Origin of the sequence: Actinomadura macrotermitis (genome assembly GCF_009604375.1) — a bacterium.
Lineage (GTDB): Bacteria > Actinomycetota > Actinomycetes > Streptosporangiales > Streptosporangiaceae > Spirillospora > Spirillospora macrotermitis.
Map to the genome: position 1 here is coordinate 1,683,096 of NZ_WEGH01000002.1, position 25,707 is coordinate 1,708,802.

The following is a 25,707-nucleotide window of genomic DNA, read 5'->3' on the forward strand; positions in this document are numbered from 1 at the left end:
GGTGGAAACTTGAGCGACTATGCGGCCCTGGAACGGCGCGACCTCGAAGCGCTGCTCGACCTGCAGTTCGCGTGCGCGGGAGCCGGATCCGTGCGGGCCCTGCGGGAGGCCGCCGTCGAGGTGCTCGCCCGGCGGTTCGGCTACCGGACGGCGACGTTCTTCACCGGCGCGACGTTCGCCGGCATCTTCACCGACGCGCGGCCCGTCGTGAACGGCCTGCGGAAGTGGACGCTGCCCGCCTACCAGGAGGAGTTCCACCGGCTCGACCCGTTCGCGGCGCTGGCCCGCCAGGGCCCGCCGCCCGGTCCGGTGTCGCTGGACGTGCTGCCCGGCGCGCTTCGGGACGACCGGTACCTGCGCACGTTCCTGTTCCGCAGCGGCTTCCACGCCAAGATCGTGATCCCCGTGCCGGGCCGGCGCCTGGCGGGCGGCATCGGCCTGCTCGCCGAGGAGCCCGGCGCGTTCGGGCCCCGCGACCTGGCGCGGGCGCGGCTCGTCGGCCGGCTGCTCGCGCCGCTGCTCGACGCGCGTGTGGGCGCGCGCGAGCCGGACCTGCTCGACGCGCTCACGGCGCGGCAGCGCGAGACGGCGCGGCTCGCCGGGCAGGGGTTCACCAACGAGGAGATCGCCGCCGCGCTGCACATCACGCGCGACACCGTGAAGAAGCACCTGTCGCGGGTGTACGCCGTTACCGGCACCAACCGGGTGGGGTTGGCGCGGCTGGTGTGACGGTTTCGGGTGGGCGCTGCTGCTCTCTGGTCGGGGTGATTAGACTCCGCGTGTGGTCGGTCTTTTAGCCGGGATCATTGGTGCGCTGCTCGGCGTCTCCGGGGTCCTGCTCGGTGCGTGGATGCAGGGCAGGCGCGAGCATCGGAAATGGTTACGGGATCAGAAGCTCGCCGGCGCCGCTGAGATGATCGGTGCGGGGACCAGCATTTTCGAGCTTCGCAGCGGTAGTGAGGGATGGCTCGAATCGGTTGAGCCGGGCGAGCTGAGGGCGTGGCAGTCTCAGCTGCAGCGGGGTCGGGCGGTCATCCATTTGCTGTGCACCCAGGAGACTCGCGGTCATGCGGACTCCTTTGCGCGGGCGTGCTGGCGTGCCAAGTCGGCCGATGACGAGCAGGAGACGATCGAGGCGCTCCGCGCGTTCAACACTGCGCTCCGCAAGGAGATCGGGAGCGAGTAGCGCTTAGCACCCTGCATGGTTCCTTGCCGTGCCTTCGGCAGACTGTGGTCCTCATACCCGTCGCGGCTAGGAGAGTGCGTGGCCGAACTCAAGGTGACTTATGACGGGCAGGCCAACGCCGCCTACATCTATTTCGAGGACCCTGTTCAGGCCGGGGCGCCGGGGTCGGCGGTGAAGATGTATCCGTGCGACCCCATCGCCGTCGGCGGGATGATCAATCTCGACTTCGACCGGGAGGGGCGTGTCATCGGCATCGAGATCCTGGACGCCAGGTCGATGCTGTCGCCATACCTGATCGAGGCTGCTGAGCGCCTGGACACCTGACGAGGGGCGAGGCGCTCGCTGCGTCTTCGAGGGTGCCGGTTCATGTGGTCGGCGCGTTCGGGCCGGCGCCTCTGCATCCGGCGCTGTGTCCTGCTGTCTGCGCATGTCACTGTGGTCTTCGGTGACGTCCCAGGGCGCTCGCATGGAGTTGGAGACGGCCCTCAAAGCCGCGGAGTCCTTGTTGACGTGCTGCGAGCCGATACCGCCGGTGACCGTGACGATCGACGCTCAAGGCGAGCGGCAGATCACTGTTGGGCATGGCGCCACGTCCGAGGTGGCGGTCGCGGTCGAGCTGATCTGGACGGAGCTTCTTCAGAAGGCCGCCGAGTACAGATGTGCGGCGGCCTACCTGACGACGGAGGGCCAGTCCGAGCTTTGTTTGACGGCCACGGTCGAACATGCCGAAGGACAAGCCGTGGAGGTCGCCGTCCCCTACCGAAGGCGCCGACGGGTTTTCAGGCACAAGGTCGTGCTCGGCGAGCTTGTGTCAACGGAGCGGGACTGCAGAGTCTGGGGTTGAAGGGCGCTTGCCTGCTCAGTTCGCCTTACGGCCTCGAACCCGGTTGAACCAGGCGAAGAAGGCCTGGGAGTACCTGATCGCACGGGTGGGGTCCCCGCCACCGGCCATTGATTGCATGCCGATGAAGTCCGCGTTGGGGTCCCGGCGCCGCTCGTACTCCGCGTTGCTCTGGCCAGGAAGGCGTTTTTCGGGCGCGGCCATGGTTGCTCCAACGGTCGTTGAGGATCTTGCCTCACGCTAGGGGTTCTGCTGGGGGCGATGCCCAAGGTCGCCCTTGGTGGCGGCGGTCTGGATCTGCCGAGGGCGTCCTATGGGCGTCACCGTCAGGATGGGCCGATGATGTCGACCACCGGCGGCAGTCCACCGACGCGGTCACCGGTTGTGGAATCCAGCTGGAAGAAGCCGGTAGCGCCGGGGATCGAATTGTTCGAGGAAGTGACTCCTCGGCACTGACGCACGACAGCGTCCGGTGCCGGCGGCTTGTCGCGATTACCGGCCGCCATGCGTGTACAGCGGGTAGCGGTGAACATCGCATCGTGCGCCATGACGGCCCACCCGTCGTCGACGTCGGCCGCAGGAAAGCCTCGGTCGGTGAAATCGCTGATGAACGACCGCAGGTTCGCCGGTTGTGCCTTGCCCTGCGGCGGATGAAGGCTCGCCTGGTGGACGAGCGGCACGAAGACGACCGAAGTCGGCGAGCGCCCCTGCTGCGGATCGGGATGGAGAAGCGCATCGCGGACGGGAGGGTTCAGGTAGAGCACGGAGGCATCAGAGCCGGTGACCACGGTGACCGGTCCTGAGCAGTTGCGCTTGACCAGGAGATTGAGGAATTTGACCATGTACATCGCGCGGCCCGCGTAGAAGACCAGGTCGGGCGGATCGGTGCCGCAGACGTTGTTGGAGATCGTCGTGAAGTCGTTCTCCAGGTCGCCTTCATCGGCGTTGCGGTTGCCGAACACATTGATCTTGGTGCCGCTGTTCTTGAGATAACCTCCGAATACGCCGCGCTGGAACGCATCGGACAGCGACTTGGTGTACAGATCGGGTTGCGAGCTTTCTACGCTGCTGTCCCGCACCAGGAGCGCCCGCAGCGGCCTGCCGTTCTTCGCCGGGTTTTTGCGCAGGGTCTTGGCCACCTCTGTGAACTGGCGGCTGACCGGGAAGGGCATTCGGAACAGCCCGGGGATCGGGCCGCGCGAATCGATCCGCCCGGTCATGTCGAACCCGTCGGCGGTGATGATGTCGCCGACCACGGGGATCTGCTCCTTGCTGAGGGCGCGTACGGCCTGCACCGTCTCGGTCTGGCTGAAGCCCATGCCGGTCACCGCGGTCAGGTGATCATGGCCGCCGCGCAGGCGCTTGATCTTCTCCACCACCCGCTCCCAGTAGCGCTCACCGGAGCCCGGGTTGGCGACCACCAGCCGGATCTGCGGGGCGCCGCCAAGGGGCAGGCCCTTGGAGTTGGCCCGGTTGGCGCGGTACTGGGCGGTCGCGGCGCCTTCCAGTTCGTGGAGGATCCGGTCGTCGTGCAGAGTCTTCTCCGTGACCGGGGCCATGAAGGCGATGGTGGCGTACTTCTGCGACCCACCGTCGGTGACGAGCTTGTTCTCGGCGCCGATCGCGCGCATGACCCTTTCGAACCGCGCCCCGAAGACATCCGGCTTCGTTCCGTCGGCGATGCCGATGCACTCGCCCTCGTTCTCCGCCAAAGATCCACAGCGTCTCGGCAGCAGGTTCCAGATGACCAGCCCGGCCACGATGACGACGGCCGTGGCGGCCGCCGTGCAAACAAGCCAGTTCTCGCGGTAGAAGGTTCCTATTCTGCAGAAGGCGGCCCAAGCCGACCGCAAGAATGAGAAGAACCAGTTCCCCGGGAGCCACCAAAGCACGGCGAGGACCAGGATGCCGGCGGTCAGCACGGCGGCGGCCACAAAGTATTCACGGTTGGCGGCGAGCGCCCCGGCAAAGCCTGGGATGCCCGTCACGTAGATCGTGACGATGGCTGCCCGAGCGGCGTCGCGCTTAGCCTGTTGCCTCTGTGCCCTCTGGTGCGCGTCGTTGTGCCCTCGGCCGTCGTTCTGTGATCCGTTGCGGTTCGGCTCCTCGGGAGGCATGGCCCGAACGTAGATCGCACGAGAGGCCGCTCTCTAGGGCATCGGCCACAAAGATGTCCAACTGAAATGAAGTCTCGGAGCCGTGATTCGCTGCGCCGGGCTGCATCGCTCTTCACCTCAAAGTCAAAGCAGGCCAGGAGATGGATCCGGACAGTTATGGATCTTGTTCGTTGGACTCGTCGTGACAATAGGACATCGGTTCGATTCCGTTAGCCTGCTCCAGGTCAAAGCCGGTGGATCGCGGTCGTGGCAGCCCCGGCTGCAGAGAGGCCAAGCGGTCATCCACCTGCTGTGCGCTCAGGAGACTCGTGGTTATGCGGGCTTCTTTGTGCCGGCTTGCCGAACCGGCTATCGAGGCACTCCGTGCATTCGGCTCCTCGCTCCGCGAGGAGATCGGGAGCGAGTAGCCCCTGGGCGCTTGCATGGCCCGAGGGGTAGCCGGTCGCCGTGGGGTGGGGCTTCGCCAGGCCGGCGGGCCCAAACTCGCTGCGGGTCAGCGGGGCTGGAGTTTGGTGGTGGTCCGGCGGGCAGGGTCGGCGACCATGGGGTCGACGTAGGTGCTGCTGTGGTGGCCGTACTTGATGCGGTACGCGGCGTCGATGCGGTCGTTGAGTTCGGGGTCGGGGGCCGCGACGAAGGACACGTCGGTCTCGACGCCGCCGGAGCTGATGCGGCCTCGGCCGCTGGCGCGGGCGGCGCGGAACCAGGCGCCGTCGGGGCCTCGGTAGGAGCGGACGTACAGGTCGTCGCCGTCGCGGACGACCCAGATCGGGGTCGGGCGGCGCAGTGTGCCGTCATCGCGCTGGGGTGCGACCTCCAGTTCTTCGGCGGCTTCGATCGCGGCAAGGTCGTTGCTGTTCCAGCCGGTCATGTTCTCGAGCCCTTCACGGTGTGCGATCGCCCATGGCGCCGGTTCGAGCTGTCAGCCGGCCACGGCGTTCTGGGCGGCGGCGTACTGCTCGGCGGTGACCGGTTCCAGCCAGGTGGTGCCGTCGCCGCTGCCGTCGCCGACCACCATGGCGATGTGGGCCATCAGGGTGGTGTCGGTGGCGCCGTGCCAGTGCTCCTCGCCGGGCGGGCACTTGAGGGTGTCGCCGGCGCCGACCCGGACGACCTGGCCGTCGCGGGTGCCGACCAGCCCGATGCCGTCGGTGATGTACAGGACCTGCCCGAGGGCGTGGGAGTGCCAGTTGGTGCGGGCGCCGGGGGTGAAGCGCACCAGGGCGGAGGCCAGCCGGGCCGGCTCGGCCGGGGACGCGATCGGGGTCAGGTAGACGTCGCCGGTGAAGCGCTCGGCCGGGGCTTTCACCGTGGCGGCGGTGGTGCTGCGTTCCATCGTGCTCCTTGGGTGAAGAGGTCAGGCGTCGCGTTCGCCGGCGATCCGCTTGAGCTGGGTGATCGCGGGCATGGCGTTGGGCCGGCCGGCGTAGAGGGCGCCAGGTTGGTGATCGCCTCGGACAGCTCCTGGACGCTCAGCCTGTTGTCCAGCGCGACGCCGAGCTGCTCGCTGCGGTACAGGGCGGGTGATCAGGCCGCGGTCGCGCGGCGACGGTTCGGGCCGCTGCCAGATGTCGCCGAACAGGACGTGGTCGGTCACCTCGACGAGCCTGGGCGCGATCCGTGCCGGCTCCTGCGGCGCGGGCTGTCTGGGCATGCGAGGTCTCCTTGGCTGATCGGTGACGTGCCCCGTCTTCCTGTGTTCCCAGAAACCCGCAGGTCGAAGAGGTGTGGCGGCACCCGGTGGCTCGCAGGGGGATCTGACCTCACGCTGAGCGGGGCCTTCGGGCCTGGACGGCCAGAAGGCCCCTTCCCGGATCGGGAGGGGCCTTCTGGGTCGTGCGGCGGGGGGCGGCGCGGGTGGAGGGGCGCGCCGGGGATCAGTACTCGTAGTAAGGGTTCTTGATGTACTGCACGCGGGTGCAGGACTGGTAGGAGTTGCTGACCGGCAGGTTCTTGCACAGGTGGACCTTGACGCCGCGCAGGAACGCCACGCCGCCCGAGGTGTGCTTCCAGGTGTAGGTCTTGTTCTTGCCGCACACCTTCTTGCTGGTGTACTCGATGTCGTTGCCGGGCCGGTCGATGATGATCCGGGCCTGGGCGCACCAGCGGCCGGCCTGGGTGTCGCGGATGGTGAGGTTCCACTCGGCCTTGTCGCTGGTCCAGCCGTCGTGCCAGCCGATCCAGCCCTTGGCGTTGGTGCCGTTGGCGGTCTTGTTGACGCTGGTCTTGCGGGACGCGGCGGCGATGGCGGCGGGCCCGTCGGCGTGGGCGGCGGTGAGGGGCGCCAGGGTGAGGGCGGTGCCCGTGGCGAGGGCGAGGGCGGCGGCGCGGCGCGCGGACCGGCTGAGGGTCATGGGTGCCTCCGGGAACGACGGGGCGGACGCACTCATGGTGGCGAGCGAGGGGGGCGTTCCGGGCGAAGATCGATGATCTTGGGTCCGGAATGGGTCCGGGGGCCCGGTCAGGCGGTGGCCGGGCCCAGGTGCTCGGCGAGGATGGCCAGGTGGGTCCGGTGGGCCGCGGCGTGGCGTTCGATGCCGGCGCCGGTCGGCCGCACGAAGATCCCGCGGCGGTCGGTCTCGCACAGCGCCCGCTCGACCAGGCCGTCCTTCTCCAGCCGGGCGACCGTGCGCGACAGCGCGCTCTGGCTGAGGTACATGTCGGCCGCGATCTCCTGCATGCGACGAGGCTCACACCGGGCCTCGACGAGGCGGTCCAGCGTCTCGAACTCGCTCATGGTGAGCCCGTGCGCCTCCTGAAGGGCGCGATCGAGATGGCAGGCGACCGTGTTGTAGCAGGTCGCGAGCTTGCGCCATCGGCCGACGAGGGCCGCCTCCGACTCCATGGCGCGGAGCGTACCATGCGCACGCATCAGATGCGAGCGCATTAAATTCGGCAGAAATTTTTGCGTGGACATTTGATGCACACGCATGTACTGTCCTGCGACGTGACCATCACCGAAACCTCCCCCGTCACTCAAGAGCCGGGCGCCGCGGCGCCGGCCGGGCAGAGCTGGACCCCCAGGCTTTGGGGAGTCCTCGCGGTGCTGTGCGCCGTGTTGTTCCTGGACGGCCTGGACGTGTCGATGGTGGGCGTCGCCCTGCCGTCCATCGGCACCGAGCTGGGGCTGTCCACCACCTCCCTGCAGTGGATCGTCAACGGTTACGTGCTCGGCTACGGCGGGCTGCTGCTCCTCGGCGGCCGCACCGCCGACCTGCTGGGCCGCCGCAACGTCTTCCTCGCCGCGCTGGGCGTCTTCGCCGTGGCGTCCCTGGTCGGCGGCCTGGTCGACAACGGCACCCTGCTCATCGTCACCCGGTTCGTGAAGGGCCTGGCGGCGGCGTTCACCGCGCCGACGGCGCTGTCGATCCTCACCACCACCTTCCACGAGGGCCCGGCTCGCAACCGGGCGCTGTCGATCTTCTCGGTGTTCGGCGCGAGCGGGTACTCCTCCGGGCTGATCCTCGGCGGCCTGCTCACCAGCTTCGGCTGGCGCTGGACGTTCCTGACCCCGGTGCCGCTCGCGGTGCTGGCCCTGGTCGCGGGCATCGCGCTGATCCCGCGCGACAAGCGGGCCGACGAGGGCGGCCACGACCTGGTCGGCGCGGTCACGCTGACCGCCGGCATGCTGCTGGCCGTCTACACCGTGGTCTCCGCGCCCGAGCGCGGCTGGCTCGACCCGGTCACCCTCGGCTCGATCGTGCTCGCGGTGGCGCTGCTCGTCGCGTTCGTGATCACCGAGAACAAGGTCCGGCACCCGCTGATCCGGCTCGGCATCCTGCGGGTCGGCTCGATCGTGCGCGCCAACATCAGCATCATCGCGCTGTTCGGCTCGTTCCTCAGCTTCCAGTTCATGATGACCCTCTACCTGCAGGACGTGCTGCACTGGTCGCCGCTGAAGATGGCGATGGCGCTCCTGCCGATCGGCCTGCTGGTGGCGTTCGCGTCCCCGTTCGTCGGCAAGCTGATCACCCGGTACGGCACCTCGCGGCTGATCGTCAGCTCCATGGTGTCGCTCAGCCTCGGCTACGTGTGGTTCCTGTCCACCGCCGGCGACAGCCCGAAGTACCTGGTCAGCGTGCTGCCGACCATGCTGCTGCTCGGCGGCGGGTTCGCCTTCGGGTTCAGCTCGATCATGGCGCAGGCCACCGACGGCATCGAGGACGCCGAGCAGGGCCTGGCCTCCGGCCTGGTGCAGACCTCCGGGCAGGTCGGCGCGGCGCTGGTGCTGGCCGTCGTCACCGCCCTGGTGGCGAGCGACGGCCAGGGGAGCGGCGACTTCGGCCAGTTCCACCCGGGCGTCAACCTGGTCACCGGCATCGCGGTGCTCGGGCTCGCGTTCAACGTGCTCCCGCTGCTCGGCCGCCGCCGGCAGCCCAAGCACGCCTAGCAGTACACAACGGGTCAGGCCCGGCGCACCGGTGACGGTGCGCCGGGCCTTCGGCTATCGCGGGCGCTTCCAGAAGGCGCGCTTCGCCGGGGGTGCGGTGACATCGGTGAGGACCTGGACGGTGCGGTCCCACAGCGTGGTGACGTCGGTCTGCGGGGTGTGCCGCAGGGCCTGGAGATCGGCCATGAGCGCGGCCAGGGGCGACGACCCCGGCAGTGCGGGGGCGACCGACTCCAGCAGGGGCAGCACGACGTCCACCAGGTGGGCGGCACGGTCGGCGACCGGGACGCGGGGGAGCCGCTCCAGCTCGGCGGCCAGCCGGCGGCGGGGCTCGTCGGCGGCGGGCTTGGGCGGGGAGGCAGGCTCGGGCGCGGGGACGGGGCCGCCGCCGAAGTCCGGGGCTCCGCCGGAGGGGGCGCGCATGCTGCCGCGGGCCGCGCCGCCCATGCGAGGACGGCCGGCGGGCGCGGGGCGCGGCACCGCGCCGCCGTAGGCGGCCATCGGCGGCGCACCCGGGGCGGGCATCGGCGCGCTCTGGGCGATCATGGGCGCGGCCATCGGCGCCGCCGGCGCGGCCCAGCCGTCGGGGAGCTCGACCGGCTGGACGACCTGGTGCGGCGCCCCGCCGTCGGTGACGGTGCGCTCGTCCACGGCGACGAACGCCGTGAAGCGGCAGAGGGTGGAGAAGCGCAGGGACGTGTCGATGATGCGCTTCTCCAGGTCGTCGCCGCCGGAGACGGTGTAGCGGTCCTCCAGGTCGCGCAGGTGCGCGCGGGCCCACAGGGCGGTGAGCGCCGGGTTGCCGGCCGTCGCCGCGGCCGCCCGCTGCTCCCAGGGCGTGCCGGACGGGGTCGTGCCGCGCACGGTCAGCGTGCCCGCGGGCGCGCCCCGGTAGCGGCCGGTGATCACCAGCGGGACGCCGGGGAAGAGCGAGCCGAGCCGCCGGGGCGCCACCGTCTCCGGGTCGACGCGCAGGCCGTCGGCGTGCAGGGACAGGCCGGTGGCCAGGGGCGCGCCGATGCGGCGGTGCACGCCCTCCATCGCCTCGTCCAGCCGGTCCTCGGACTCGACCAGCTCGCAGCTGCCGCCGCCCGCGAGGCGGCGCAGGAACGCGGCGTTCACCGCGCGGTCGATGCCGACCGTGTGGACGCGCACCCCGCCGAGGCGCGGGGCCAGCTCGGCCAGGAGCTGGTCCTCGTTGCCGACCTGGCCGTCGGTGATGAGGACCAGCACCCGGTCGCGGCCGGCGTCGGTGAGCAGCGACGCGGCCTCGGCGAGCGGGGCGAGCATCTCGGTGCCGCCGCGCGCGTCCACGGCGGCCAGGTGCTCGACGGCGCGGAAGCGGTTGCGGTCGGTGCCGGGGTGCAGGCCGGCGGGCAGGTCGCGGGGGCGTTCGACGACGTGGTCGAAGGACAGCACGGCGAAGCGGTCGTCGCCGGTGAGGGTGTCGGCGATCCGGGCCGCCGCGCGGCGGGCCGCGACCATCTTCCAGCCCTGCATGCTGCCGGAGCGGTCGAGGACGAGCACGACGTCGCGCGGGCGCGGCCGCTGCTCGCCGGCGGGCAGCACGGTGAGGGAGAAGGTGCCCTCCTCGCCCGTCTCGTCGGGCACCAGGGAGAGCGCGGACGTCTCGTGCGGGGCGTGGACGAGGCGCAGGAGGAAGTCGCGGTTCAGGCGCTCGCCCGGCTGCAGGCGGACCGTGACGCGGTCGCCGGCCCGCTCCTCGGTGACCACGTGCAGGGCCGAGCGGATCTCGGTGAGCGGCAGCCCGGCCGGGTCGACGTCCACGGTGACCGAGAGCCGCACCGGGTTCGGGAAGCCAGGCAGCAGGACCGGCGGGCTGATGCGCGAGGCGTCGGGCACCGCGTCGGTGTCGGCGGCGGTGCCGGGGCCGGCCTGCTCGCCGGGCAGGGGGGCGCCGGGGATGTAGCGCGGCGCCACGACGAGCGGGAACCGGAAGGTGGCCGCGCCGCCGGCGTCGCCGGTCTCGTAGGGCAGCGGCTGGGTGAGGGTGAGGGTGATCGTCACGCGCTCGCCGGGGAGGATGTTGCCCACCCGCATGCCGAACACGTCGGGCCGGTCCTCCTCGGCGATCGCGGCGCGCCGCCCTGCGGCGATGGCGGCGTCGTAGTCCTGGCGCGCCTGCCCGCGCTCCTTCAGCACGCCGTCGACGGTCCGGTCGGCCGCCTCCATGCGCAGCGCGGTCACGGCCGCCCGGTCGGGCAGCGGGAAGACGTAGGTGGCCTCCAGCGGGACGTCGAAGGGGTTGCGGAACCCCTGGACGAGCCGGATGCGGGCGGCCAGGCCGGTGATGTCGGCCTGCACGTCGACCGAGTCGAGGGGCAGGTTCCCCTGATCGGTGCTGAGCGCGCCCAGCCCGCCGTCGGGGGCCGGGGGCGTCGCGGTCTCGGGGAGTGGGCTGATGAGCACGGTCACTGTGGCCTCCCGGCTGTGGCGTCGGACGGAGGGTGGGCGTGGGCGTCGGTGGGGGGCGGAGAGGCGATCAGGCCGCGTCGGCGCAGTTCGTGCAGGAGAGGGCGGGCCGCCTCCTCGATGGCGGCGAGGTCGTCGGGGGACAGGGCGGCGCCGTCCAGCAGGACGGTGACGTCCGGGGCGAGCCGGACGCCTTGGACGAGGGACGGGCCGGCGGCGGGCGGGTTCTCGCCCCCGAGGGCCACCGGCAGCTTCGGGAAGGACACGTCGGGCCGGCTCGCCCAGAAACGCGCCCGCTCGGCTTGGGATTCGCCGGCTTGGGGTTCGCGGGCTTCGGGTGCTTGGCCGGTTGAGGCGCCGGTCGGTGTGCCGGGTGAGCCGCCGGACCTCTCGGTCGGGGGTGTGGTGCCGGTGGTCGGGTTTGCGGGCGTGTTGCTGGCGGCGCTCCCGGCTGCGGCGCGGCGGGGAGCGGGCGCGCTGGGCTGCCCGGCCGGCGCATCGCTGGTCGGGGGCGTGCCGCTCGGTGCGGTGGGAGGCAGGGCGGCTATGCGTTCGAGGGTCGTGTCGGTGGCGCCGGTCAGTTCGACCTGGATCTCGGCGATGGAGCGGCCGAGGGCCTGGCGGCGTTTGATCGCGACGAGCTGGAGCAGGTGGCGCGGGCCGTAGAGGGCGACCCGGCCGCGGCGCCCGAGGGGCGGGTCGAGCAGGCCGATGGTGGTGTACCAGCGGATCAGGCGTTCGTTGGGCTGGTCGCGCACCCGTCCGCTGAGCCGGCCGGCGGCGCCGTCGGCCAGGGCCGCGGAGGCGTGCTCGGCCAGTTCGCCGATGGTCCAGGTGACGTCCATGAGTCGATGATGACACTGTCATCGTTACAGTGTCAATGTTTTCGAGACGGTCAAAGTCCTTGAAGGCCGGGCCGGGCTGCCGCACCCTGGGCTCGTCGGGGAGGGGGCGTTCGGTGCGGAGCAGGGGTGATGCCGGGGCCTCGGCCCGGGCCCGGTACCGCGCCCTGGTGGCGGAGCACCGCAGGGAGCGCCTGCTGGTCCGCGCGCTGGTGGCCGCCGGGGCGGGCGTGGTCGCGGCCGGGCTGGGCGGCTGGACGGCCGGGACGGCGGCGGCCGTCGCGGTGTTCGCCGGGCACGCGGCCTGCATGTGGGCGCGGCCGGGCCCGATGAGCGGATGGCGGCAGGGGGCACGTGCCGAACGGGCCACCGGGCGGCGGCTCGCCCGGCTCGATCCGGCCGGGTACCGCGTGCTGCACGACCGGGCGCTGCCGGGGGCGGCCACCAACATCGACCATCTCGTCATCGGGCTGACCGGCGTGTACGTGATCGCGAGCCGGCATCGGCGCCGGTTCGCGCGGACGCGCGGGGAGCAGGAGCGCCGGGCGGCGGAGGTCGCCGCGCGGATAGGGGCGTCGGTCGCCGCACTGCTGTCCGCGGAACTCGACTACAAGCTGACGGTCGTCCCCCTTGTCGCGGTGCACGGTGCTCAGGGGCCGCGGGGCGGGACGCGCCACGGGGACGTGCTCCTGCTGCCCGTCAAGGAGGTCGCGGGAGAGGTCGCGGAACGGCGGGCCGTTTTCAGCGCCGAGCAGGTGGCCACCATTGCCGACGCGGCGGCGCGAGTCTTTCCGGTGATGCGTTCCTGAGGGCCATTAAGGGCCTTCGCCCTGTGTGCCTGATCCGGTGCGCAGCGGAGAGTTGGCTGGTGGCGGCTTCCCGGCTAATTCCGGCAAGTGGGTCATTTTTCTTTAATAGGGCCAAGTGTCGGGTGACCCGTTCGATATTTTTGAAATGCCGCTAAAAGAGGCCGGGAGGCTTTACCTTTCTGCCATGGACGACGACATCCTCGTCCGTGCGCTGCGCGCCCGCGACCCCGGCGCCGTGGCCGCGGTGTACGACGCCTACGGCGAACGCCTCCACGCGTTCTGCTGGTTCCGCACGCGCGACCGGGGCGTGGCCCGGGCGGCGCTGCGCGACGCCCTGATCGTCGCCGAGGCGCACGTCGAGCGGCTGCGCGAGCCCCGCCGCCTCGGCGCGTGGCTGTACGCCCTCGCCCGGCAGGAGTGCGCGCGCCAGATGGCCGACGGCGAGCGGACGCCGGAGGAGGTCCGCGCCTCCACCGTGCGGCAGGGCAAGGCCTGGGAGGCGGTGAATGCGCTGCCGCCGCCCGACCGGGAGCTGCTGGAGCTGCGGTTCCTGCACGGGCTGCCGCCGGAGGAGATCGCCGCCGTGCTCCAGGTGCCCGAGGAGCAGGTCCGCGGCCGCCTGGAGCCGGCGCAGGCCGGGCTGGCCGCGCTGCTCGCGCGGGGCGAGGAGGAGCGGTCCCGCCGGGTCGCGCCCGGGAAGGTCTTCGCGGCGCTGCCGGTGCCCGGCCCGCCCGCGGACCTGCGCGCCGAGGTGGTGGCGTGCTCCGCCGATCCAGAGCTGGCCGGGCGCCGGTCGTTCGTGGCCACCAGGGTCACCGGCCTCGGCGAGGACGGCTTCCCGTGCCCGCCCCGGGAGGCGCCGCAGAGGCGCCGGATTCCGGGCGTGGCGGTGGCGGTCGTCGCCGTCGCGGTGCTCCTGCTCGGCGTCGGGGCGGCCGTGTACCGGCACACGGCCGCCCCGGAGAGCGAGGGCGTCCGGACGGCGACCACCGGCGAGCCGGACACGGTGGTGTCGCCGCCGCCCTTCCGGGGGACCTTCGGGGAGAACCTGCCGGTGGCCGGGCGTCCCCGGCCCGCCGCGTCGCCGGACCCGGCCGCCTCCCCGCTGGAGACGCGGCCGGAGACGCCGGCCTCGGACCGGCCCGGCGAGGCGTCCCCGGGCAAGAAGCCGGTGTGGCCGGCGCGGACGGTCCCGCCGCACCCCAGCCCCGACCCTTCACGGGCGCCTTCGCCCGAGCCGGCGCCCTCGCTGACCGCTTCACCGGTTCCGTCGCCTTCCGGCAGCGGGCCGAGCCCGGAGGCGCCGCCTCCCGGCGGGTGATCGGATCTCCGGCCGGGCGCCTTTCGCGGACGTCCGGCGGCGCGCGTTCGGAATGTCACCCCTGTCAACTACTCTGAGTCGCCGATTGAATACTTCATGTAGGTGACATGGGGGAGGAACGTGTTCCCATCACCGGACGGCCGTCGCGTGGTGCTGCGCCTGGCGGTCTTCTCCTCGTGCGCCGCCGCCGCCGTGTCCGGCCCCGGGGCGTCCGCCCGGACGCGCGAGCCCGCACCGATCGTCCGGGACGCCGGCGCCCGGGTCGCGGCCATGCCGGCGCAGGCCGACGGGGAACTCGACCGGCTCGCCGTGAAGGCGGAATCCGCCGTGGAGCGCTACCACGGCGAGCTGGTGAAGCTGGAGCGCGCCCGCGCGTCCTACGCCGACATCCAGGGAAGGCTCGCCGAGGCCGCGCGGCGGGTGCAGGAGGCGCAGGCCGCCATGGCCGCGTTCGCGGCGGGCGCCTATAAGGGCGACACCGGCTACAGCGCCTGGACGGTCCTGGCGGGCGGGAACGACGGCCCGCAGGCGTTCATGGACCGGGCGGCGCTGGTGGAGATCCTCGCGCGCCGCCGGGCCGGGGCGATGCAGGACCTCCAGGCGGCCCGGAACGTCGCCGAGCTGTTCCGGCGGCAGGCCGAGGAGAGCTTGAGAGAGCAGCAGGCCGCGACGGAACGCGCGGCGAAGGCGAAGAAGGCGGCGCATCGCGCCGTCGCCGAACGGCGGGCCGCGCTGCAGCGGATCGAAGCGCACAAACGCGGTCCGGGACGGCGCCCCGGCAGCGCGCGCGCCACACCGGCCGCATGGCGGCCAGGGCAGGGCGAGGCGGCGCGGGCCGGGGCGATCGGCGCGGCCCGCCCCGCCGGGTGAGCGGCCCGGACGCGCGAGGACCCTCCCGCGCTGATCACGGGAGGGTCCTGCGATCGCCACGCCGCGGACGGCGGGGAGCGGATCGTCGCCGCCTCGCGGACTCGGCCTCAGCCGTCAGTGGCCGCCCTTGTCGGCGGCGCGCTTGCGCGAGCGCTCCACCTCGAGCTCGGCCTCGACACGCCCGACCCAGTTGGCGCCCTCGACCGACTTGCCGGGCTCCAGGTCCTTGTAGACCTCGAAGAAGTGCTGGATCTCCAGGCGGTCGAACTCCGGCACGTGGTGGATGTCGCGCAGGTGCTCGCTGCGCGGGTCCGTCGCCGGGACGCACAGGACCTTGTCGTCGCCGCCCGCCTCGTCGGTCATCCGGAACATGCCGACGGCGCGGCAGCGGATGAGGCAACCGGGGAACGTCGGCTCCTGCAGCAGGACCAGCGCGTCCAGCGGGTCGCCGTCCTCGCCCAGGGTGTCCTCGATGAACCCGTAGTCGGCCGGGTACTGGGTCGAGGTGAACAGCATCCGGTCGAGGCGGATGCGACCGGTCTCGTGGTCCACCTCGTACTTGTTCCGCTGGCCCTTCGGGATCTCAATGGTGACGTCGAAATCCAAGATGTCCTCCGCTCCCTGCGCGCTCGCAGTGAATAGTCTTCGGGAGTCCGTGCGGGTGAGGCCGACCCCCACAGGGTGGGTTCCCTGGTACAAGGATGTCGCACGTTGGTGAGTGCTGAGCAGGAGAGGGGCGTTCACGCGCCGATGCAGGCCCGCACCCTAGCAATGATCACGCTGTCCCTCCTCAATCTTTTCAGTGCCGGCGCCGGGGCGGCAGTGGTGAAATTCACACCCTCCCGGCGCCTGTCCCCGCAGCCCCCGGCCGTCGCCGCGCACGACGCGGTGCGCACCGCGGCCGTGCTGCCCGCGGCCGACCCGGCGGCCGCCCGCATCCCGGACGCGTCGGTGCTGGCCGGACGGCTGTCGGCGCTGCTGGCCGAGCCCGGCGGCGCGAAGACCAACGCGGTGGTGATCGACGCGGTCACCCGGCGGCCGCTGTTCCAGCAGCGCGCGGACGAGCCGGCGACCCCGGCGTCCACCACCAAGCTGGCCACCTCGGTGGCCGCGCTCGCGGCGCTCGGCCCGGAGCACCGGATCACCACCCGGGTGGTGCGGGGCACCGGCGGCGGGATCGTGCTGGTCGGAGGCGGGGATCCTACCCTGACGGCCCGTCCCGCGCGGCCCGATGCGGGACATCCGCCCTACGCGTCGCTCGCCGGGCTGGCCGCGCAGACCGCCGCGGCGCTGAAGGGCGCGGGCGTGCGGAAGGCCCGCGTCGACTACGACGTGTCCGCCTACCAGGGGCCGCCCACGGCCTACGGGTGGAAGGACAACTACCTGCCGGACGGCGAGCTCGCCCCGGTCAGCGCCCTCACCGTGGACGAGGGCCGCGTCTCGCCCGACGACTCCGGGCACGACACCCGGGTGGCCGACCCGCCCGCGGCCGCCGCCGCGCAGTTCGCGGCGCTGCTGACGCGCGCGGGCGTCGCCGCCGAGGCCGGGCGCGTCACGCGGGCGCCGCAGGGCGCGGCGGTGCTCGGGCAGGTGCGGTCGCCGACGGTGGCGGCGCTGGTGGAGCACCTGATGACCGACAGCGACAACGACGTGGCCGAGGCGATGGCCCGGCAGGTCGCGATCCGCACCGGGCGGCCCGCGTCGTTCGCCGGCGCCGCGCAGGCCGTCGGCAGTGTGCTGGCGGGCCTCGGCGTCGCGGACGGGGTGACGGTCAACGACGGCAGCGGCCTGTCCACCCGCAACGCGATCGCGCCGATCGCGCTGGCCCGGATCGTCGCGCTGGCGGCGTCCCCGGACCGCCCCGGCCTGCGCGCGGCGATCACCGGGCTGCCGGTCGCGGGGTTCACCGGGACGCTGAAGAGCCGCTACGACGTGCCGCAGAGCCGGGCCGGGGCCGGCGTGGTCCGCGCCAAGACCGGCACGCTCGCGGGGGTCAGCACCCTCGCCGGGCTCGCCGTCGACGCCGACGGGCGGATGCTGGCGTTCGCGTTCATGGCCGGGGACGGCAAGGGCGCGGTCGACCCGGGCCGGCTGGACCGGCTCGCCGCCGCCGTCGCCTCCTGCGGCTGCGGGTGATGGGTCCGGCCGGGGCGTGTGGCCGGTGCCGTACGGGAGATAACCAGAACGGTCGTTCGTTGGACGATCGTGCAGGGCGCCCACGGCGCCACGTCGGAAACGTACGGTGGAGTACATGAGCGCCTCGATGATCGACTGGAATGTGGCCGTCCAGACGGGCACGCGGCTCGTCCGCCCCGGGCCGCAGGTGAGCCACGACGAGGCCCGGGAGGTCGTCGCGGAGCTGCGCGACCTGTCGCGCCTCGCGCACGGCCACGTCCGCGAGTTCACCGGCATGGACACCGAGCTCGATCCGGCGCCGGCCACCATCGTCGACCGGCCGGGCTGGATCCGCGCCAACGTCGACGGGTTCCGGGTCGTGCTGGAGCCGCTGATGGAGCAGCTGCAGGAGCGCCGCAGCTCCGGACCGCTGAGCGGCGGCCCCGCCGGGGTCGTGGTGCAGGCGGTCGGGTCGCGGGTGACCGGCGCGCAGGTCGGGGTGCTGCTGTCCTACATGGCCAGCCGGGTGCTCGGGCAGTACGAGCTGTTCCTGCCGCCCGACCCCGACGGCCGCGCGCCGACCGGGCGGCTCACCCTGGTCGCGCCGAACATCGTGCACGTCGAGCAGGAGCTCGGCGTCGACCCGCACGACTTCCGGCTGTGGGTGTGCCTGCACGAGGAGACGCACCGGGCCCAGTTCACCGGGGTGCCGTGGCTGCGCGAGTACGTGCAGGACCAGATGACGAAGTTCCTGCTGGCCTCCGACCTGGACCCGGGCGCGATGCTGGAGCGCATCCGCGACGCCGCCGACGTGGTCGCCGACGCGTTCCGCGGCGGCGAGGGCAACCTGATCGACGCGATCCAGACGCCCGAGCAGCGCGAGATCCTGGACCGGCTGACCGCCGTCATGACCCTCGCCGAGGGCCACGGCGACTACGTGATGGACGCCGTCGGGCCGGAGGTCGTGCCGTCGGTGCAGCAGATCCGGTCCAAGTTCCAGGGGCGCCGCGACGGCGGTTCCCGGCTGGACAAGACGATCCGGCGGCTGCTCGGCATCGACCTGAAGATGAAGCAGTACGCCGAGGGGTCCAAGTTCGTGCGGCAGGTCGTGACCGAGGTCGGCATGGCCGACTTCAACAAGGTCTGGGGGTCGCCCGAGACGCTGCCCACCCACGCGGAGATCAAGGAGCCGGCGCTGTGGATCGACCGTGTCGTCGGGCCGCGCGCCATCGACGTGCCGCCGGCCGAGGCCAACGGCGCCTGACCGGCCGCGGGGCACGGTGACCGGGCCCGACCCGGCGGTCGCGGCCGTCCGGGTGGCGGTCCGGCGGACGCTGGCCGCGCTGCCGCCGGGGGAGATGGTGCTGGCCGCGTGCAGCGGCGGCGCCGACTCCCTCGCCTTGGCGGGCGCGCTGGCGTTCGAGGCGCCGCGCTCGGGACGTCCTGCTGGAGCGGTCACCGTCGACCACGGTCTGCAGGACGGCTCCGGCGCGCGCGCGGACAAGGTCGTGCGGACCCTGGCCGACCTGGGCCTGGACCCCGCCGGGTCCGTCGCTGTGACCGTGGGGACGGAAGGCGGCCCTGAGAACGCCGCGCGTGACGCGCGCTATGAGGCGTTGGACACAGTTGCGACCCGGTTGCGGGCCTCCGCGGTCCTCCTCGGTCACACGCGCGACGATCAGGCCGAGACGGTGCTGCTCGGCCTCGCGCGGGGTTCCGGAGCCCGTTCCCTGGCCGGGATGCCGCCATCCTTCGCGCGCGCGCAGGTCCGCTACGAAAGGCCCGTGCTGGGCCTCGACCGCGCCACAACGCGCCGCGCCTGCTTGGCGATGGGCCTCGAACCGTGGGACGACCCCCACAACGACGACCCCGCCTACACGCGAGTCCGCGTACGCCACGAAGCCCTGCCCGCACTGGAGAAAAGCCTCGGCCCGGGAGTGGCCGAAGCCCTGGCCCGCACGGCCCGGCTGCTGCGCGACGACGCCGACGCCCTCGACGCCATCGCCGCGCAGGCCCTCGCCGGCGCCACCCGCGACGACGGCCTCGACGTGACCGCCCTCGCCGCCCTCCCGCGCGCCGTCCGCACCCGCGTTCTGCGGACCGCGGCGGTCGAAGCGGGCAGCCCACCGGGTACGCTCGCGGCCGTCCATGTCGATGAGGTGGATCGGCTGGTCACGGCATGGCGCGGGCAACGGCACGTCGACCTGCCGGGGGGTCTCCGCGCCTTCCGGCGGTGTGAAAGGCTGCAGTTCGGCCCGGCCGAAGCCATGCCGCACGCGCGCCGTCACCACAAGTGACCGTCTTGCGGCGCGCGCCGGGTACGTCGCTGTGTATGTCTCAGAGGGTGGGATCGTGGACGAGAAGGACCTGGGCGCCGACCTGTCGAAGGTGCTGATCCCGGAGGACCAGCTCCAGGCCAAGGTGCGCGAGCTGGCCGCGCAGATCGACGCCGACTACGCCGGCAAGGACCTGCTGCTGGTCGGGGTGCTCAAGGGCGCCGTCATGATCATGGCGGACCTGGCGCGGGCGCTGCACACGCCCGCCTCCATGGACTGGATGGCGGTGTCGTCCTACGGCTCGGGCACCAAGTCGTCCGGCGTGGTGCGCATCCTGAAGGACCTGGACACCGACATCATCGACCGGCACGTGCTGATCGTCGAGGACATCATCGACTCCGGCCTCACCCTGTCGTGGCTGATCAGCAACCTGCGCTCGCGCGGCCCGGCGTCGCTGGAGATCTGCGCGCTGCTGCGCAAGCCCGAGGCGGTCAAGACCGAGATCGACTGCCGCTACCTCGGGTTCGACATCCCGAACGAGTTCGTTGTCGGCTACGGCCTGGACTACGCCGAGAAGTACCGCAACCTGCCCTTCGTCGGCACGCTCGCCCCGCACGTGTACGGCGGTACCGGCTCCTGACCTGCGGACTCCCGTACAAGGGGGGTTCATGGGGCAGGGAACATAACACCGCCACGAATCGTTGCAAGGATCGTCGACGGGTATATCGAACGGGATCAGGGGATCGGCGCTGGCTGCATCCCCTGTATTCAGCGGTGTACCGTCGATATCCCGGGTACAGAGGCCGGGGAGCCTACACGGATCCGCCGACTGAGCAACCGAACCCGGTTCGCAGTGGCGCCCGTCCCCCAGCGGACGGGCGAGGATCGCCAAACAGACGTTGTCAGGAGGGACGGGCCCCGTAGGGGTTACCGGATACATGGACGTGAAGCGCTATTTTCGCGGGCCGCTGCTGTGGATCCTGCTGTTCGGCCTTCTGGTCGCACTCGTCATGTGGAGCGTCAACCCCGGCCGTTCGTTCGACAAGGCCGACACCTCCCAGGTGGTCCAGGAGATCAACGCGGGCCAGGTGAGATCCGCCAAGATCATCGACAAGGACCAGCGGATCGAGGTCACGCTCACCAACGGCAAGCGCCAGCAGGCCTCGTGGGTGGACGGCCAGGGCATCCAGCTGCAGAACCAGCTCCAGCAGCAGGCGACCGCCGGCAAGCTGACCGGTGGCTACAACGTCGAGGTTCCGAAGCAGAGCCTCATCATGAACCTGCTGTTCAGCCTGCTGCCCATCGTGGTCATCGTGCTGATCTTCCTGTTCATCATGAACCAGATGCAGGGCGGCGGCTCGCGCGTGATGAACTTCGGCAAGTCCAAGGCCAAGCTCATCACCAAGGACACCCCCAAGACCACCTTCGCCGACGTGGCGGGCGCGGACGAGGCGCTGGAAGAGCTTGAGGAGATCAAGGACTTCCTGCAGAACCCGGCCAAGTTCCAGTCCATCGGCGCCAAGATCCCCAAGGGCGTGCTGCTGTACGGCCCGCCCGGCACCGGCAAGACCCTGCTGGCCCGCGCCGTGGCCGGCGAGGCCGGGGTGCCGTTCTACTCGATCTCCGGCTCGGACTTCGTGGAGATGTTCGTCGGCGTCGGCGCCTCGCGCGTGCGCGACCTGTTCGAGCAGGCCAAGACCAACGCGCCCTCGATCATCTTCATCGACGAGATCGACGCCGTCGGCCGGCACCGCGGCGCCGGGCTCGGCGGCGGCCACGACGAGCGCGAGCAGACCCTCAACCAGCTGCTGGTCGAGATGGACGGCTTCGACGTCAAGGGCGGCGTCATCCTGATCGCCGCCACCAACCGTCCCGACATCCTGGACCCGGCGCTGCTGCGCCCGGGCCGGTTCGACCGCCAGGTCACCGTGGACCGCCCCGACCTGGAGGGCCGCAAGGGCATCCTGCGCGTGCACGGCCGCGGCAAGCCGTTCGCGCCCGACGTCGACCTGGACGTCATCGCCCGCCGCACCCCCGGGTTCACCGGCGCCGACCTGGCCAACGTCATCAACGAGGCGGCGCTGCTCACCGCCCGCTTCGACCGCAAGCTGATCGACATGGACACCCTCGAGGAGTCCATCGACCGCGTGATGGCCGGCCCCGAGCGCAAGACCCGGGTGATGTCGGAGAAGGAAAAGAAGATCATCGCCTACCACGAGGGCGGTCACGCGCTGGTGGCGCACGCGCTGCCGAACGCCGACCCCGTGCACAAGGTGACGATCCTGCCGCGCGGCCGCGCCCTCGGTTACACGATGACGCTGCCGATGGAGGACAAGTTCCTCACCACCCGCTCGGAGATGACCGACCAGCTCGCCATGCTGCTCGGCGGCCGGACGGCCGAGGAGCTGGTGTTCCACGAGCCGACCACCGGCGCGGCCAACGACATCGAGAAGGCCACCTCGATCGCCCGCAACATGGTCACCGAGTACGGCATGAGCGAGCGCCTCGGCGCCCGCAAGTTCGGCACCGGCGCCGGCGAGGTCTTCCTCGGCCGCGACGTCGGCCACGAGCGCGACTACTCCGAGGACATCGCCTCGGCGATCGACGACGAGGTCCGCCGCTACATCGAGGCCGCGCACGACGCCGCCTGGGAGATCCTGGTGGAGTACCGGGACGTCCTGGACGACCTGGTGATCAACCTGATGGAGAAGGAGACCCTCTCCAAGGACCAGGTGCTGGAGATCTTCGCGCCGATCACCAAGCGGCCGCTGCAGAAGTCCTACACCGGCTACGGCAAGCGGCTGCCGTCGGACCGGCCGCCGGTGCTCACCCCCAAGGAGCTCGCGCTGATGGGCCCGCAGGACGTCGCGGACCTCAGCAAGGGCAACGGGCAGGGCGCCACGGCCTCCGACGCGGTCGACGCGGCCGAGGGCGAAAGCTGATCCCCTTGTCCCACCTGTACGACGACGAGCCCGCGGAGGCGGCCCTGACCGGGCCGTCCCCGCTGGCCGCCGGCATCGACCACGCGCGCATCGAGAAGGCCGTCCGCGAGATCCTGCTGGCGATCGGCGAGGACCCCGACCGCGACGGCCTGCTGGACACCCCCGCCCGCGTCGCCCGCGCCTACGCCGAGCAGTTCGCGGGGCTGCGGCAGACGCCCGAGGACGTCCTGAACAAGGTCTTCGAGGCCCACCACGACGAGATGGTCCTGGTCAAGGACATCGAGGTCTATTCGACCTGTGAGCACCATCTGGTGCCCTTCCATGGTTTGGCGCATGTCGGATATACCCCGAACAAGACCGGCCAGGTGACGGGGCTGTCGAAGCTGGCGCGGCTGGTGGACGTGTTCGCCCGCCGGCCGCAGGTGCAGGAGCGGCTGACCAGCCAGGTCGCCGACTCGATCATGCGGATCCTGGAGCCGCGCGGCGCGATCGTGGTGATCGAGGCCGAGCACCTGTGCATGACGATGCGCGGCGTGCGCAAGCCCGGCGCGAAGACGATCACCTCGGCGGTGCGCGGCGACTTCCGCGAGCACCCCGAGACGCGCGCGGAGGCGATGAGCCTGATCCTGGGCTCCTAGAACGACCAGCGGAGCGGGGCGGCACCTCACGGTGCCGCCCCGCTCCGCGTTTCCCGCCCTGCGACCCCGGCAGGGGCGACGGCGCGGCCGGCCCGTCGCGGTGGCGGACGACCCGGCCGGCGGGGCCGGTCAGTTCGGGGCCGTGTCCGTCCAGCCGGCGGCCTCGAACACCTCGTAGGCCGCCACCTCGCCGGGCTTGTGGAACCGGTCGGGCTGGGTCGCGACCGTCAGGCGGCGCGGCCTGCCGTCGTCCCCGGGCGGGAGCGCCCGGGAGCCGTGCGGCGGCCTGGCCACCAGGTCGCGGATGGCCAGCAGCGTCCCGGTGCCGGGGTCGATGATCCACTGCCGCCGGTAGGTGCCGAGCTGCTTGGGCGCGCTGAAGACACCGAGGGGGATCGTGGTCTCCAGCGGCAGGGAGACCACCGTGCCGGTGCGGCCGAGCGGGTCGGCCGCCCGTCCCTCAGCCCGGACACCGGGCAGGCCGGCGAGCAGCCGGAACGCCGCCGCCCGGACCCTGGCGGGGGCGGGCTGGCGGGCCAGCAGGTCGCCGAGGACATCGCTCAGCGCCCGGACGCGTTCGGGGCCGCGCAGGGCCCGCAGGGGCTCCTCGGTGGCCTGCTTGGAGTAGGCGTGCCAGTCGCCCCTGAGGTCCAGCAGGGCGTTCTCCAGCGCCTTGGGCTCGGTCGGCAGCTGGGCCAGCCGCGCGATCGGCAGGTTGTAGAACCGCGAGCCGGAGTGCCAGCCCTTGCTGAACTTCCGGCCCTGCGCAGGGGAGGGCTTCATGAACAGCGTTATCGGCGCCGACCCGTCCCCGGACGGGATCTGCACCTGCGAAGGCGCCCCCGCCTTCCGCCACTTCCGCATGTCCTCGGGGGTCCACGGACGGGCGGGCAGGTCGTCCGAGGAAGGGTAGCCCCTGCCGGCCGGGTCGACCCAGGTCTCGTACCCCTGCCTGGCCTCGATCTTGTAGTGGTCCGCCGCGGTCCGGCCGACCGCGTAGATCGTCCCGTCGATGCGCCGGGTGTGCCAGTACTTGCCGGTCCGCGCCTTCAGCGCGTTCGTGGCGGCCACCAGCAGCACGTCGCCGGGCTGGGGGGCGCCCGTGCCCGCGTCCTCGTCCGGGGTCAGGGACAGGACGGCCGCCGACCCCGCGGCCACGGTGGCCGTCGCCAGCAGGCCGGCCACCGGGAGCCGCCAGCCGCGGCGGGCGCGCGGCGCCGGGCCGCCGGGCCGCCAGCCGGCGCGCATCGCGAGCCGGTCGGGGTGCTCCTGCTCGGCCAGGGCGGTGCGCATCTGCCGCAGCGCTTCGATCTCACGCATCGTCGTTCTCCTCGGGGAGGGCCTTGCGGAGCTTGGCCCGGGCTCGGTGGATCTTGGCCTTGACGGTGCCGAGCGGCAGGTCCAGGACCGCCGCGATCTCGGCGTAGGACAGCTCGCCCCAGGCGAGCAGCAGCACCGCGTCGCGGTCCTTGGCGTTCAGTGAGGCCAGCGCCCGGGCGAGGGCGGGACCGAGCGCGGCGGCCGCCAGCCGGTCGCCGGCCGCCTCGGCCAGGCCCTCCTCGGCCGGGTCCACGCCGGTCCGGGCGTAGGCCCGGTACATGCGGCTCTCCTGCCGGTGGTGCCGGGCGATCAGGGTGCCGGCGATGCCCCACAGCCACGCGCCGAACTCGGCCCGCCCGTCGTACCTGGCGCGCCGCCGGAACGCGATGGCGAACGCCTCCGACACCAGGTCGTCGGCGAGAGGGAGCCCGAGGCGCCGCTTGATGTAGGCGTGCAGCCGGGGCGCGTGGCGGCGGAACAGCTCGCCGAACGCCTCGGGATCGTCCAGGGAGGCGGCGACGAGCTTGGCGTCGTCCGGCGCCTCCCCGGTCTGGCTCACTGCTCTCGCCATGGGCATGGGCCGGTGTGTCCCTTCATGGATGCTTCCTTCGATGCCGGGGGTGCTGACACCCTCCTCTCTCCCGCAGGCCGCTCCCCGGTTGCACCCCCTGCGGAGGGGGTGCCGGGAAGGAATAGGGTTGGTGCATGACCAGTGCCGTCGTTCCCGGGATGCCCGCGCCAGGGCGGTGCCTGGTGATGGGCGTGGTCAATGTGACCCCCGACTCCTTCTCCGACGGCGGCGCCTGGTTCGACGCCGACAAGGCGGTCCGGCACGGCCTGGACCTGGTCGCCGAGGGCGCCGACATCGTCGACGTGGGCGGCGAGTCCACCCGGCCGGGCGCGCAGCGGGTCTCGGAGTCCGAGGAGCTGCGGCGGATCGTGCCGGTGATCGGGGCGCTGGCGGCCGAGGGCGTGCCGGTCAGCGTCGACACGATGCGGGCCGAGGTCGCCGAGGCCGCGGTCGCGGCCGGGGCGCGGCTGGTCAACGACGTGAGCGGCGGGCTGGCCGATCCGGCGATGGCGCGCGTGGTGGCGGCCGCCGGCGTCCCCTACGTGGTCATGCACTGGCGCGGGCACAGCCACGACATGCAGAGCCGGGCGGTGTACGCCGACGTCGTCGCCGAGGTGCGGGCCGAGCTGCTCGGCCGGGTGGACGCCGTGCTGGCCGCGGGCGTCGACCCGTCGATGATCGTGCTGGATCCGGGGCTCGGCTTCGCCAAGAGCCCCGAGCAGGGCCACAACTGGGCGCTGCTGGCGCACCTGGACGCGCTCACCGGCACCGGCCACCCGGTGCTGGTCGGGGCGTCGCGCAAGCGGTTCCTCGGCCGGCTGCTGGCCGGCCCGGACGGCACGCCGCGGCCGTTCGCCGGCAGCGACGACGCGACCGTCGCGGTCACCGCCCTCGCCGCGGCCGCCGGCGCGTGGTGCGTGCGGGTGCACCGGGTCCGGCCGAACGCCGACGCCGTCCGCGTGGCGCGGGCGGTCCGGGAGGGCTCGGGTTGAGCGGGACGGACGGGCGCGGCGCCGCAGGGGCGCCTCGCGGACGA

Annotated in this window: 27 protein-coding genes; 15 read left to right on the plus strand and 12 right to left on the minus strand. The window is 72.3% G+C overall.

Annotation, left to right across the window (positions count from 1 at the left end; translation table 11 throughout):
* Positions 1 to 9: 9 nt before the first annotated feature.
* The 4 genes from ACRB68_RS19885 to ACRB68_RS19900 all read left to right on the plus strand — a co-directional run bounded on the left by ACRB68_RS19885 (position 10) and on the right by ACRB68_RS19900 (position 2,030).
* Positions 10 to 729 (plus strand): helix-turn-helix transcriptional regulator, encoded by a 720-nt coding sequence (locus tag ACRB68_RS19885; RefSeq protein WP_153534252.1) that lies wholly within the window; start codon positions 10 to 12, stop codon positions 727 to 729.
* 52 nt (positions 730 to 781) lie between these two features.
* On the plus strand, positions 782 to 1,186 hold the full coding sequence (locus ACRB68_RS19890; RefSeq protein WP_207709742.1) for a hypothetical protein: 405 nt from the start codon (positions 782 to 784) through the stop codon (positions 1,184 to 1,186).
* Positions 1,187 to 1,264: 78 nt separating this feature from the next.
* On the plus strand, positions 1,265 to 1,510 hold the full coding sequence (locus ACRB68_RS19895) for a DUF2283 domain-containing protein (protein ID WP_328594442.1): 246 nt from the start codon (positions 1,265 to 1,267) through the stop codon (positions 1,508 to 1,510).
* Between the two features lie 142 nt (positions 1,511 to 1,652).
* The gene (locus ACRB68_RS19900) at positions 1,653 to 2,030 is read left to right on the plus strand and encodes a hypothetical protein (RefSeq protein ID WP_153534256.1); all 378 of its coding nucleotides are present in this window, start codon (positions 1,653 to 1,655) and stop codon (positions 2,028 to 2,030) included.
* Positions 2,031 to 2,045: 15 nt separating this feature from the next.
* Here ACRB68_RS19900 and ACRB68_RS19905 read toward each other — a convergent pair whose 3' ends face one another.
* The 7 genes from ACRB68_RS19905 to ACRB68_RS19935 form a co-directional block, all read right to left on the minus strand.
* The gene (locus tag ACRB68_RS19905; RefSeq protein WP_153534258.1) at positions 2,046 to 2,231 is read right to left on the minus strand and encodes a hypothetical protein; all 186 of its coding nucleotides are present in this window, start codon (positions 2,229 to 2,231) and stop codon (positions 2,046 to 2,048) included.
* Between the two features lie 122 nt (positions 2,232 to 2,353).
* On the minus strand, positions 2,354 to 4,144 hold the full coding sequence (locus ACRB68_RS19910; RefSeq protein WP_153534260.1) for a hypothetical protein: 1,791 nt from the start codon (positions 4,142 to 4,144) through the stop codon (positions 2,354 to 2,356).
* 493 nt (positions 4,145 to 4,637) lie between these two features.
* A complete protein-coding gene (locus ACRB68_RS19915) occupies positions 4,638 to 5,015 on the minus strand; it encodes a DUF2255 family protein (RefSeq protein WP_153534262.1) in 378 nt (125 codons plus the stop codon).
* 51 nt (positions 5,016 to 5,066) lie between these two features.
* Positions 5,067 to 5,480 (minus strand): (R)-mandelonitrile lyase, encoded by a 414-nt coding sequence (locus tag ACRB68_RS19920; protein WP_153534264.1) that lies wholly within the window; start codon positions 5,478 to 5,480, stop codon positions 5,067 to 5,069.
* Positions 5,481 to 5,501: 21 nt separating this feature from the next.
* Positions 5,502 to 5,798, minus strand: a complete 297-nt coding sequence (locus tag ACRB68_RS19925; protein ID WP_207709743.1) for a hypothetical protein — start codon at positions 5,796 to 5,798, stop codon at positions 5,502 to 5,504.
* 223 nt (positions 5,799 to 6,021) lie between these two features.
* On the minus strand, positions 6,022 to 6,498 hold the full coding sequence (locus tag ACRB68_RS19930) for a hypothetical protein (RefSeq protein ID WP_153534266.1): 477 nt from the start codon (positions 6,496 to 6,498) through the stop codon (positions 6,022 to 6,024).
* Positions 6,499 to 6,605: 107 nt separating this feature from the next.
* Entirely contained in the window at positions 6,606 to 6,989 is a 384-nt protein-coding gene (locus tag ACRB68_RS19935; protein WP_153534268.1) for a MarR family winged helix-turn-helix transcriptional regulator, read from the minus strand.
* 102 nt (positions 6,990 to 7,091) lie between these two features.
* Between ACRB68_RS19935 and ACRB68_RS19940 the strand changes: the two genes are divergently transcribed.
* Positions 7,092 to 8,534, plus strand: a complete 1,443-nt coding sequence (locus tag ACRB68_RS19940) for an MFS transporter (RefSeq protein WP_328594444.1) — start codon at positions 7,092 to 7,094, stop codon at positions 8,532 to 8,534.
* Positions 8,535 to 8,588: 54 nt separating this feature from the next.
* On the opposite strand, the gene ACRB68_RS19945 is transcribed toward ACRB68_RS19940, so the two are convergent.
* Together ACRB68_RS19945 and ACRB68_RS41405 are read right to left on the minus strand one after the other, a co-directional pair.
* Complete coding sequence (locus tag ACRB68_RS19945) at positions 8,589 to 10,970, minus strand: VIT domain-containing protein (protein WP_328594445.1); 2,382 nt, start codon at positions 10,968 to 10,970, stop codon at positions 8,589 to 8,591.
* Complete coding sequence (locus ACRB68_RS41405) at positions 10,967 to 11,812, minus strand: helix-turn-helix domain-containing protein (RefSeq protein WP_235959454.1); 846 nt, start codon at positions 11,810 to 11,812, stop codon at positions 10,967 to 10,969. The genes ACRB68_RS19945 and ACRB68_RS41405 overlap by 4 nt, the downstream gene beginning before the upstream one ends.
* A 113-nt stretch (positions 11,813 to 11,925) precedes the next feature.
* Here ACRB68_RS41405 and ACRB68_RS19955 point away from each other — a divergent pair, with 113 nt between their 5' ends.
* From ACRB68_RS19955 to ACRB68_RS19965, 3 genes are all read left to right on the plus strand, one after another.
* Positions 11,926 to 12,618 (plus strand): nuclease-related domain-containing protein, encoded by a 693-nt coding sequence (locus tag ACRB68_RS19955; RefSeq protein WP_153534273.1) that lies wholly within the window; start codon positions 11,926 to 11,928, stop codon positions 12,616 to 12,618.
* A 184-nt stretch (positions 12,619 to 12,802) separates the two neighbouring features.
* Positions 12,803 to 13,939: an RNA polymerase sigma factor gene (locus tag ACRB68_RS42090; RefSeq protein WP_194293373.1), complete on the plus strand. Its 1,137-nt coding sequence runs from the start codon at positions 12,803 to 12,805 to the stop codon at positions 13,937 to 13,939.
* A gap of 120 nt (positions 13,940 to 14,059) precedes the next feature.
* Entirely contained in the window at positions 14,060 to 14,809 is a 750-nt protein-coding gene (locus ACRB68_RS19965) for a coiled-coil domain-containing protein (protein ID WP_153534278.1), read from the plus strand.
* A gap of 114 nt (positions 14,810 to 14,923) precedes the next feature.
* Here ACRB68_RS19965 and ACRB68_RS19970 read toward each other — a convergent pair whose 3' ends face one another.
* Positions 14,924 to 15,415, minus strand: coding sequence for an inorganic diphosphatase (locus ACRB68_RS19970; protein WP_153534280.1), 492 nt, complete (start codon positions 15,413 to 15,415; stop codon positions 14,924 to 14,926).
* Positions 15,416 to 15,634: 219 nt separating this feature from the next.
* On the opposite strand from ACRB68_RS19970, the gene dacB reads away from it, so the two are divergent.
* The 6 genes from dacB (at position 15,635) to folE (ending at position 22,780) form a co-directional block, all read left to right on the plus strand.
* Positions 15,635 to 16,945 carry a D-alanyl-D-alanine carboxypeptidase/D-alanyl-D-alanine endopeptidase gene (gene dacB, locus ACRB68_RS19975; RefSeq protein WP_328594448.1) on the plus strand — a complete coding sequence of 437 codons (1,311 nt, stop codon included), beginning with the start codon at positions 15,635 to 15,637 and terminating at the stop codon, positions 16,943 to 16,945.
* A gap of 127 nt (positions 16,946 to 17,072) precedes the next feature.
* Positions 17,073 to 18,188, plus strand: coding sequence for a zinc-dependent metalloprotease (locus ACRB68_RS19980; protein ID WP_153535176.1), 1,116 nt, complete (start codon positions 17,073 to 17,075; stop codon positions 18,186 to 18,188).
* A 16-nt stretch (positions 18,189 to 18,204) separates the two neighbouring features.
* Positions 18,205 to 19,221 carry a tRNA lysidine(34) synthetase TilS gene (tilS, locus tag ACRB68_RS19985; protein ID WP_328594449.1) on the plus strand — a complete coding sequence of 339 codons (1,017 nt, stop codon included), beginning with the start codon at positions 18,205 to 18,207 and terminating at the stop codon, positions 19,219 to 19,221.
* Between the two features lie 55 nt (positions 19,222 to 19,276).
* Complete coding sequence (hpt, locus tag ACRB68_RS19990) at positions 19,277 to 19,840, plus strand: hypoxanthine phosphoribosyltransferase (RefSeq protein ID WP_328594450.1); 564 nt, start codon at positions 19,277 to 19,279, stop codon at positions 19,838 to 19,840.
* Between the two features lie 298 nt (positions 19,841 to 20,138).
* Positions 20,139 to 22,142 (plus strand): ATP-dependent zinc metalloprotease FtsH, encoded by a 2,004-nt coding sequence (ftsH, locus tag ACRB68_RS19995; RefSeq protein ID WP_153534282.1) that lies wholly within the window; start codon positions 20,139 to 20,141, stop codon positions 22,140 to 22,142.
* Positions 22,143 to 22,186: 44 nt separating this feature from the next.
* A complete protein-coding gene (gene folE, locus ACRB68_RS20000; protein ID WP_153535182.1) occupies positions 22,187 to 22,780 on the plus strand; it encodes a GTP cyclohydrolase I FolE in 594 nt (197 codons plus the stop codon).
* Positions 22,781 to 22,909: 129 nt separating this feature from the next.
* Here the strand turns inward: folE and ACRB68_RS20005 are convergent, their stop codons facing one another.
* Together ACRB68_RS20005 and ACRB68_RS20010 are read right to left on the minus strand one after the other, a co-directional pair.
* Complete coding sequence (locus ACRB68_RS20005; RefSeq protein WP_153534284.1) at positions 22,910 to 24,100, minus strand: CU044_5270 family protein; 1,191 nt, start codon at positions 24,098 to 24,100, stop codon at positions 22,910 to 22,912.
* On the minus strand, positions 24,093 to 24,659 hold the full coding sequence (locus tag ACRB68_RS20010) for an RNA polymerase sigma factor (protein WP_328594451.1): 567 nt from the start codon (positions 24,657 to 24,659) through the stop codon (positions 24,093 to 24,095). Before ACRB68_RS20010 ends, ACRB68_RS20005 begins: the two co-directional genes overlap by 8 nt.
* Positions 24,660 to 24,805: 146 nt before the next feature.
* Between ACRB68_RS20010 and folP the strand changes: the two genes are divergently transcribed.
* Entirely contained in the window at positions 24,806 to 25,663 is an 858-nt protein-coding gene (gene folP / locus ACRB68_RS20015) for a dihydropteroate synthase (protein WP_407924293.1), read from the plus strand.
* Positions 25,664 to 25,707 lie beyond the last annotated feature (44 nt).

Coding starts and splice junctions, on each gene's coding strand:
- ACRB68_RS19900 (WP_153534256.1), top strand. CDS start 1,653: ATGGAGTTGGAGACGGCCCTCAAAGCCGCGGAGTCCTTGTTGACGTGC.
- ACRB68_RS19905 (WP_153534258.1), bottom strand. CDS start 2,231: ATGGCCGCGCCCGAAAAACGCCTTCCTGGCCAGAGCAACGCGGAGTAC.
- ACRB68_RS19910 (WP_153534260.1), bottom strand. CDS start 4,144: ATGCCTCCCGAGGAGCCGAACCGCAACGGATCACAGAACGACGGCCGA.
- ACRB68_RS19915 (WP_153534262.1), bottom strand. CDS start 5,015: ATGACCGGCTGGAACAGCAACGACCTTGCCGCGATCGAAGCCGCCGAA.
- ACRB68_RS19920 (WP_153534264.1), bottom strand. CDS start 5,480: ATGGAACGCAGCACCACCGCCGCCACGGTGAAAGCCCCGGCCGAGCGC.
- ACRB68_RS19925 (WP_207709743.1), bottom strand. CDS start 5,798: ATGCCCAGACAGCCCGCGCCGCAGGAGCCGGCACGGATCGCGCCCAGG.
- ACRB68_RS19930 (WP_153534266.1), bottom strand. CDS start 6,498: ATGACCCTCAGCCGGTCCGCGCGCCGCGCCGCCGCCCTCGCCCTCGCC.
- ACRB68_RS19935 (WP_153534268.1), bottom strand. CDS start 6,989: ATGGAGTCGGAGGCGGCCCTCGTCGGCCGATGGCGCAAGCTCGCGACC.
- ACRB68_RS41405 (WP_235959454.1), bottom strand. CDS start 11,812: ATGGACGTCACCTGGACCATCGGCGAACTGGCCGAGCACGCCTCCGCG.
- ACRB68_RS42090 (WP_194293373.1), top strand. CDS start 12,803: ATGGACGACGACATCCTCGTCCGTGCGCTGCGCGCCCGCGACCCCGGC.
- ACRB68_RS19980 (WP_153535176.1), top strand. CDS start 17,073: ATGATCGACTGGAATGTGGCCGTCCAGACGGGCACGCGGCTCGTCCGC.
- ftsH (WP_153534282.1), top strand. CDS start 20,139: ATGGACGTGAAGCGCTATTTTCGCGGGCCGCTGCTGTGGATCCTGCTG.
- ACRB68_RS20005 (WP_153534284.1), bottom strand. CDS start 24,100: ATGCGTGAGATCGAAGCGCTGCGGCAGATGCGCACCGCCCTGGCCGAG.
- folP (WP_407924293.1), top strand. CDS start 24,806: ATGACCAGTGCCGTCGTTCCCGGGATGCCCGCGCCAGGGCGGTGCCTG.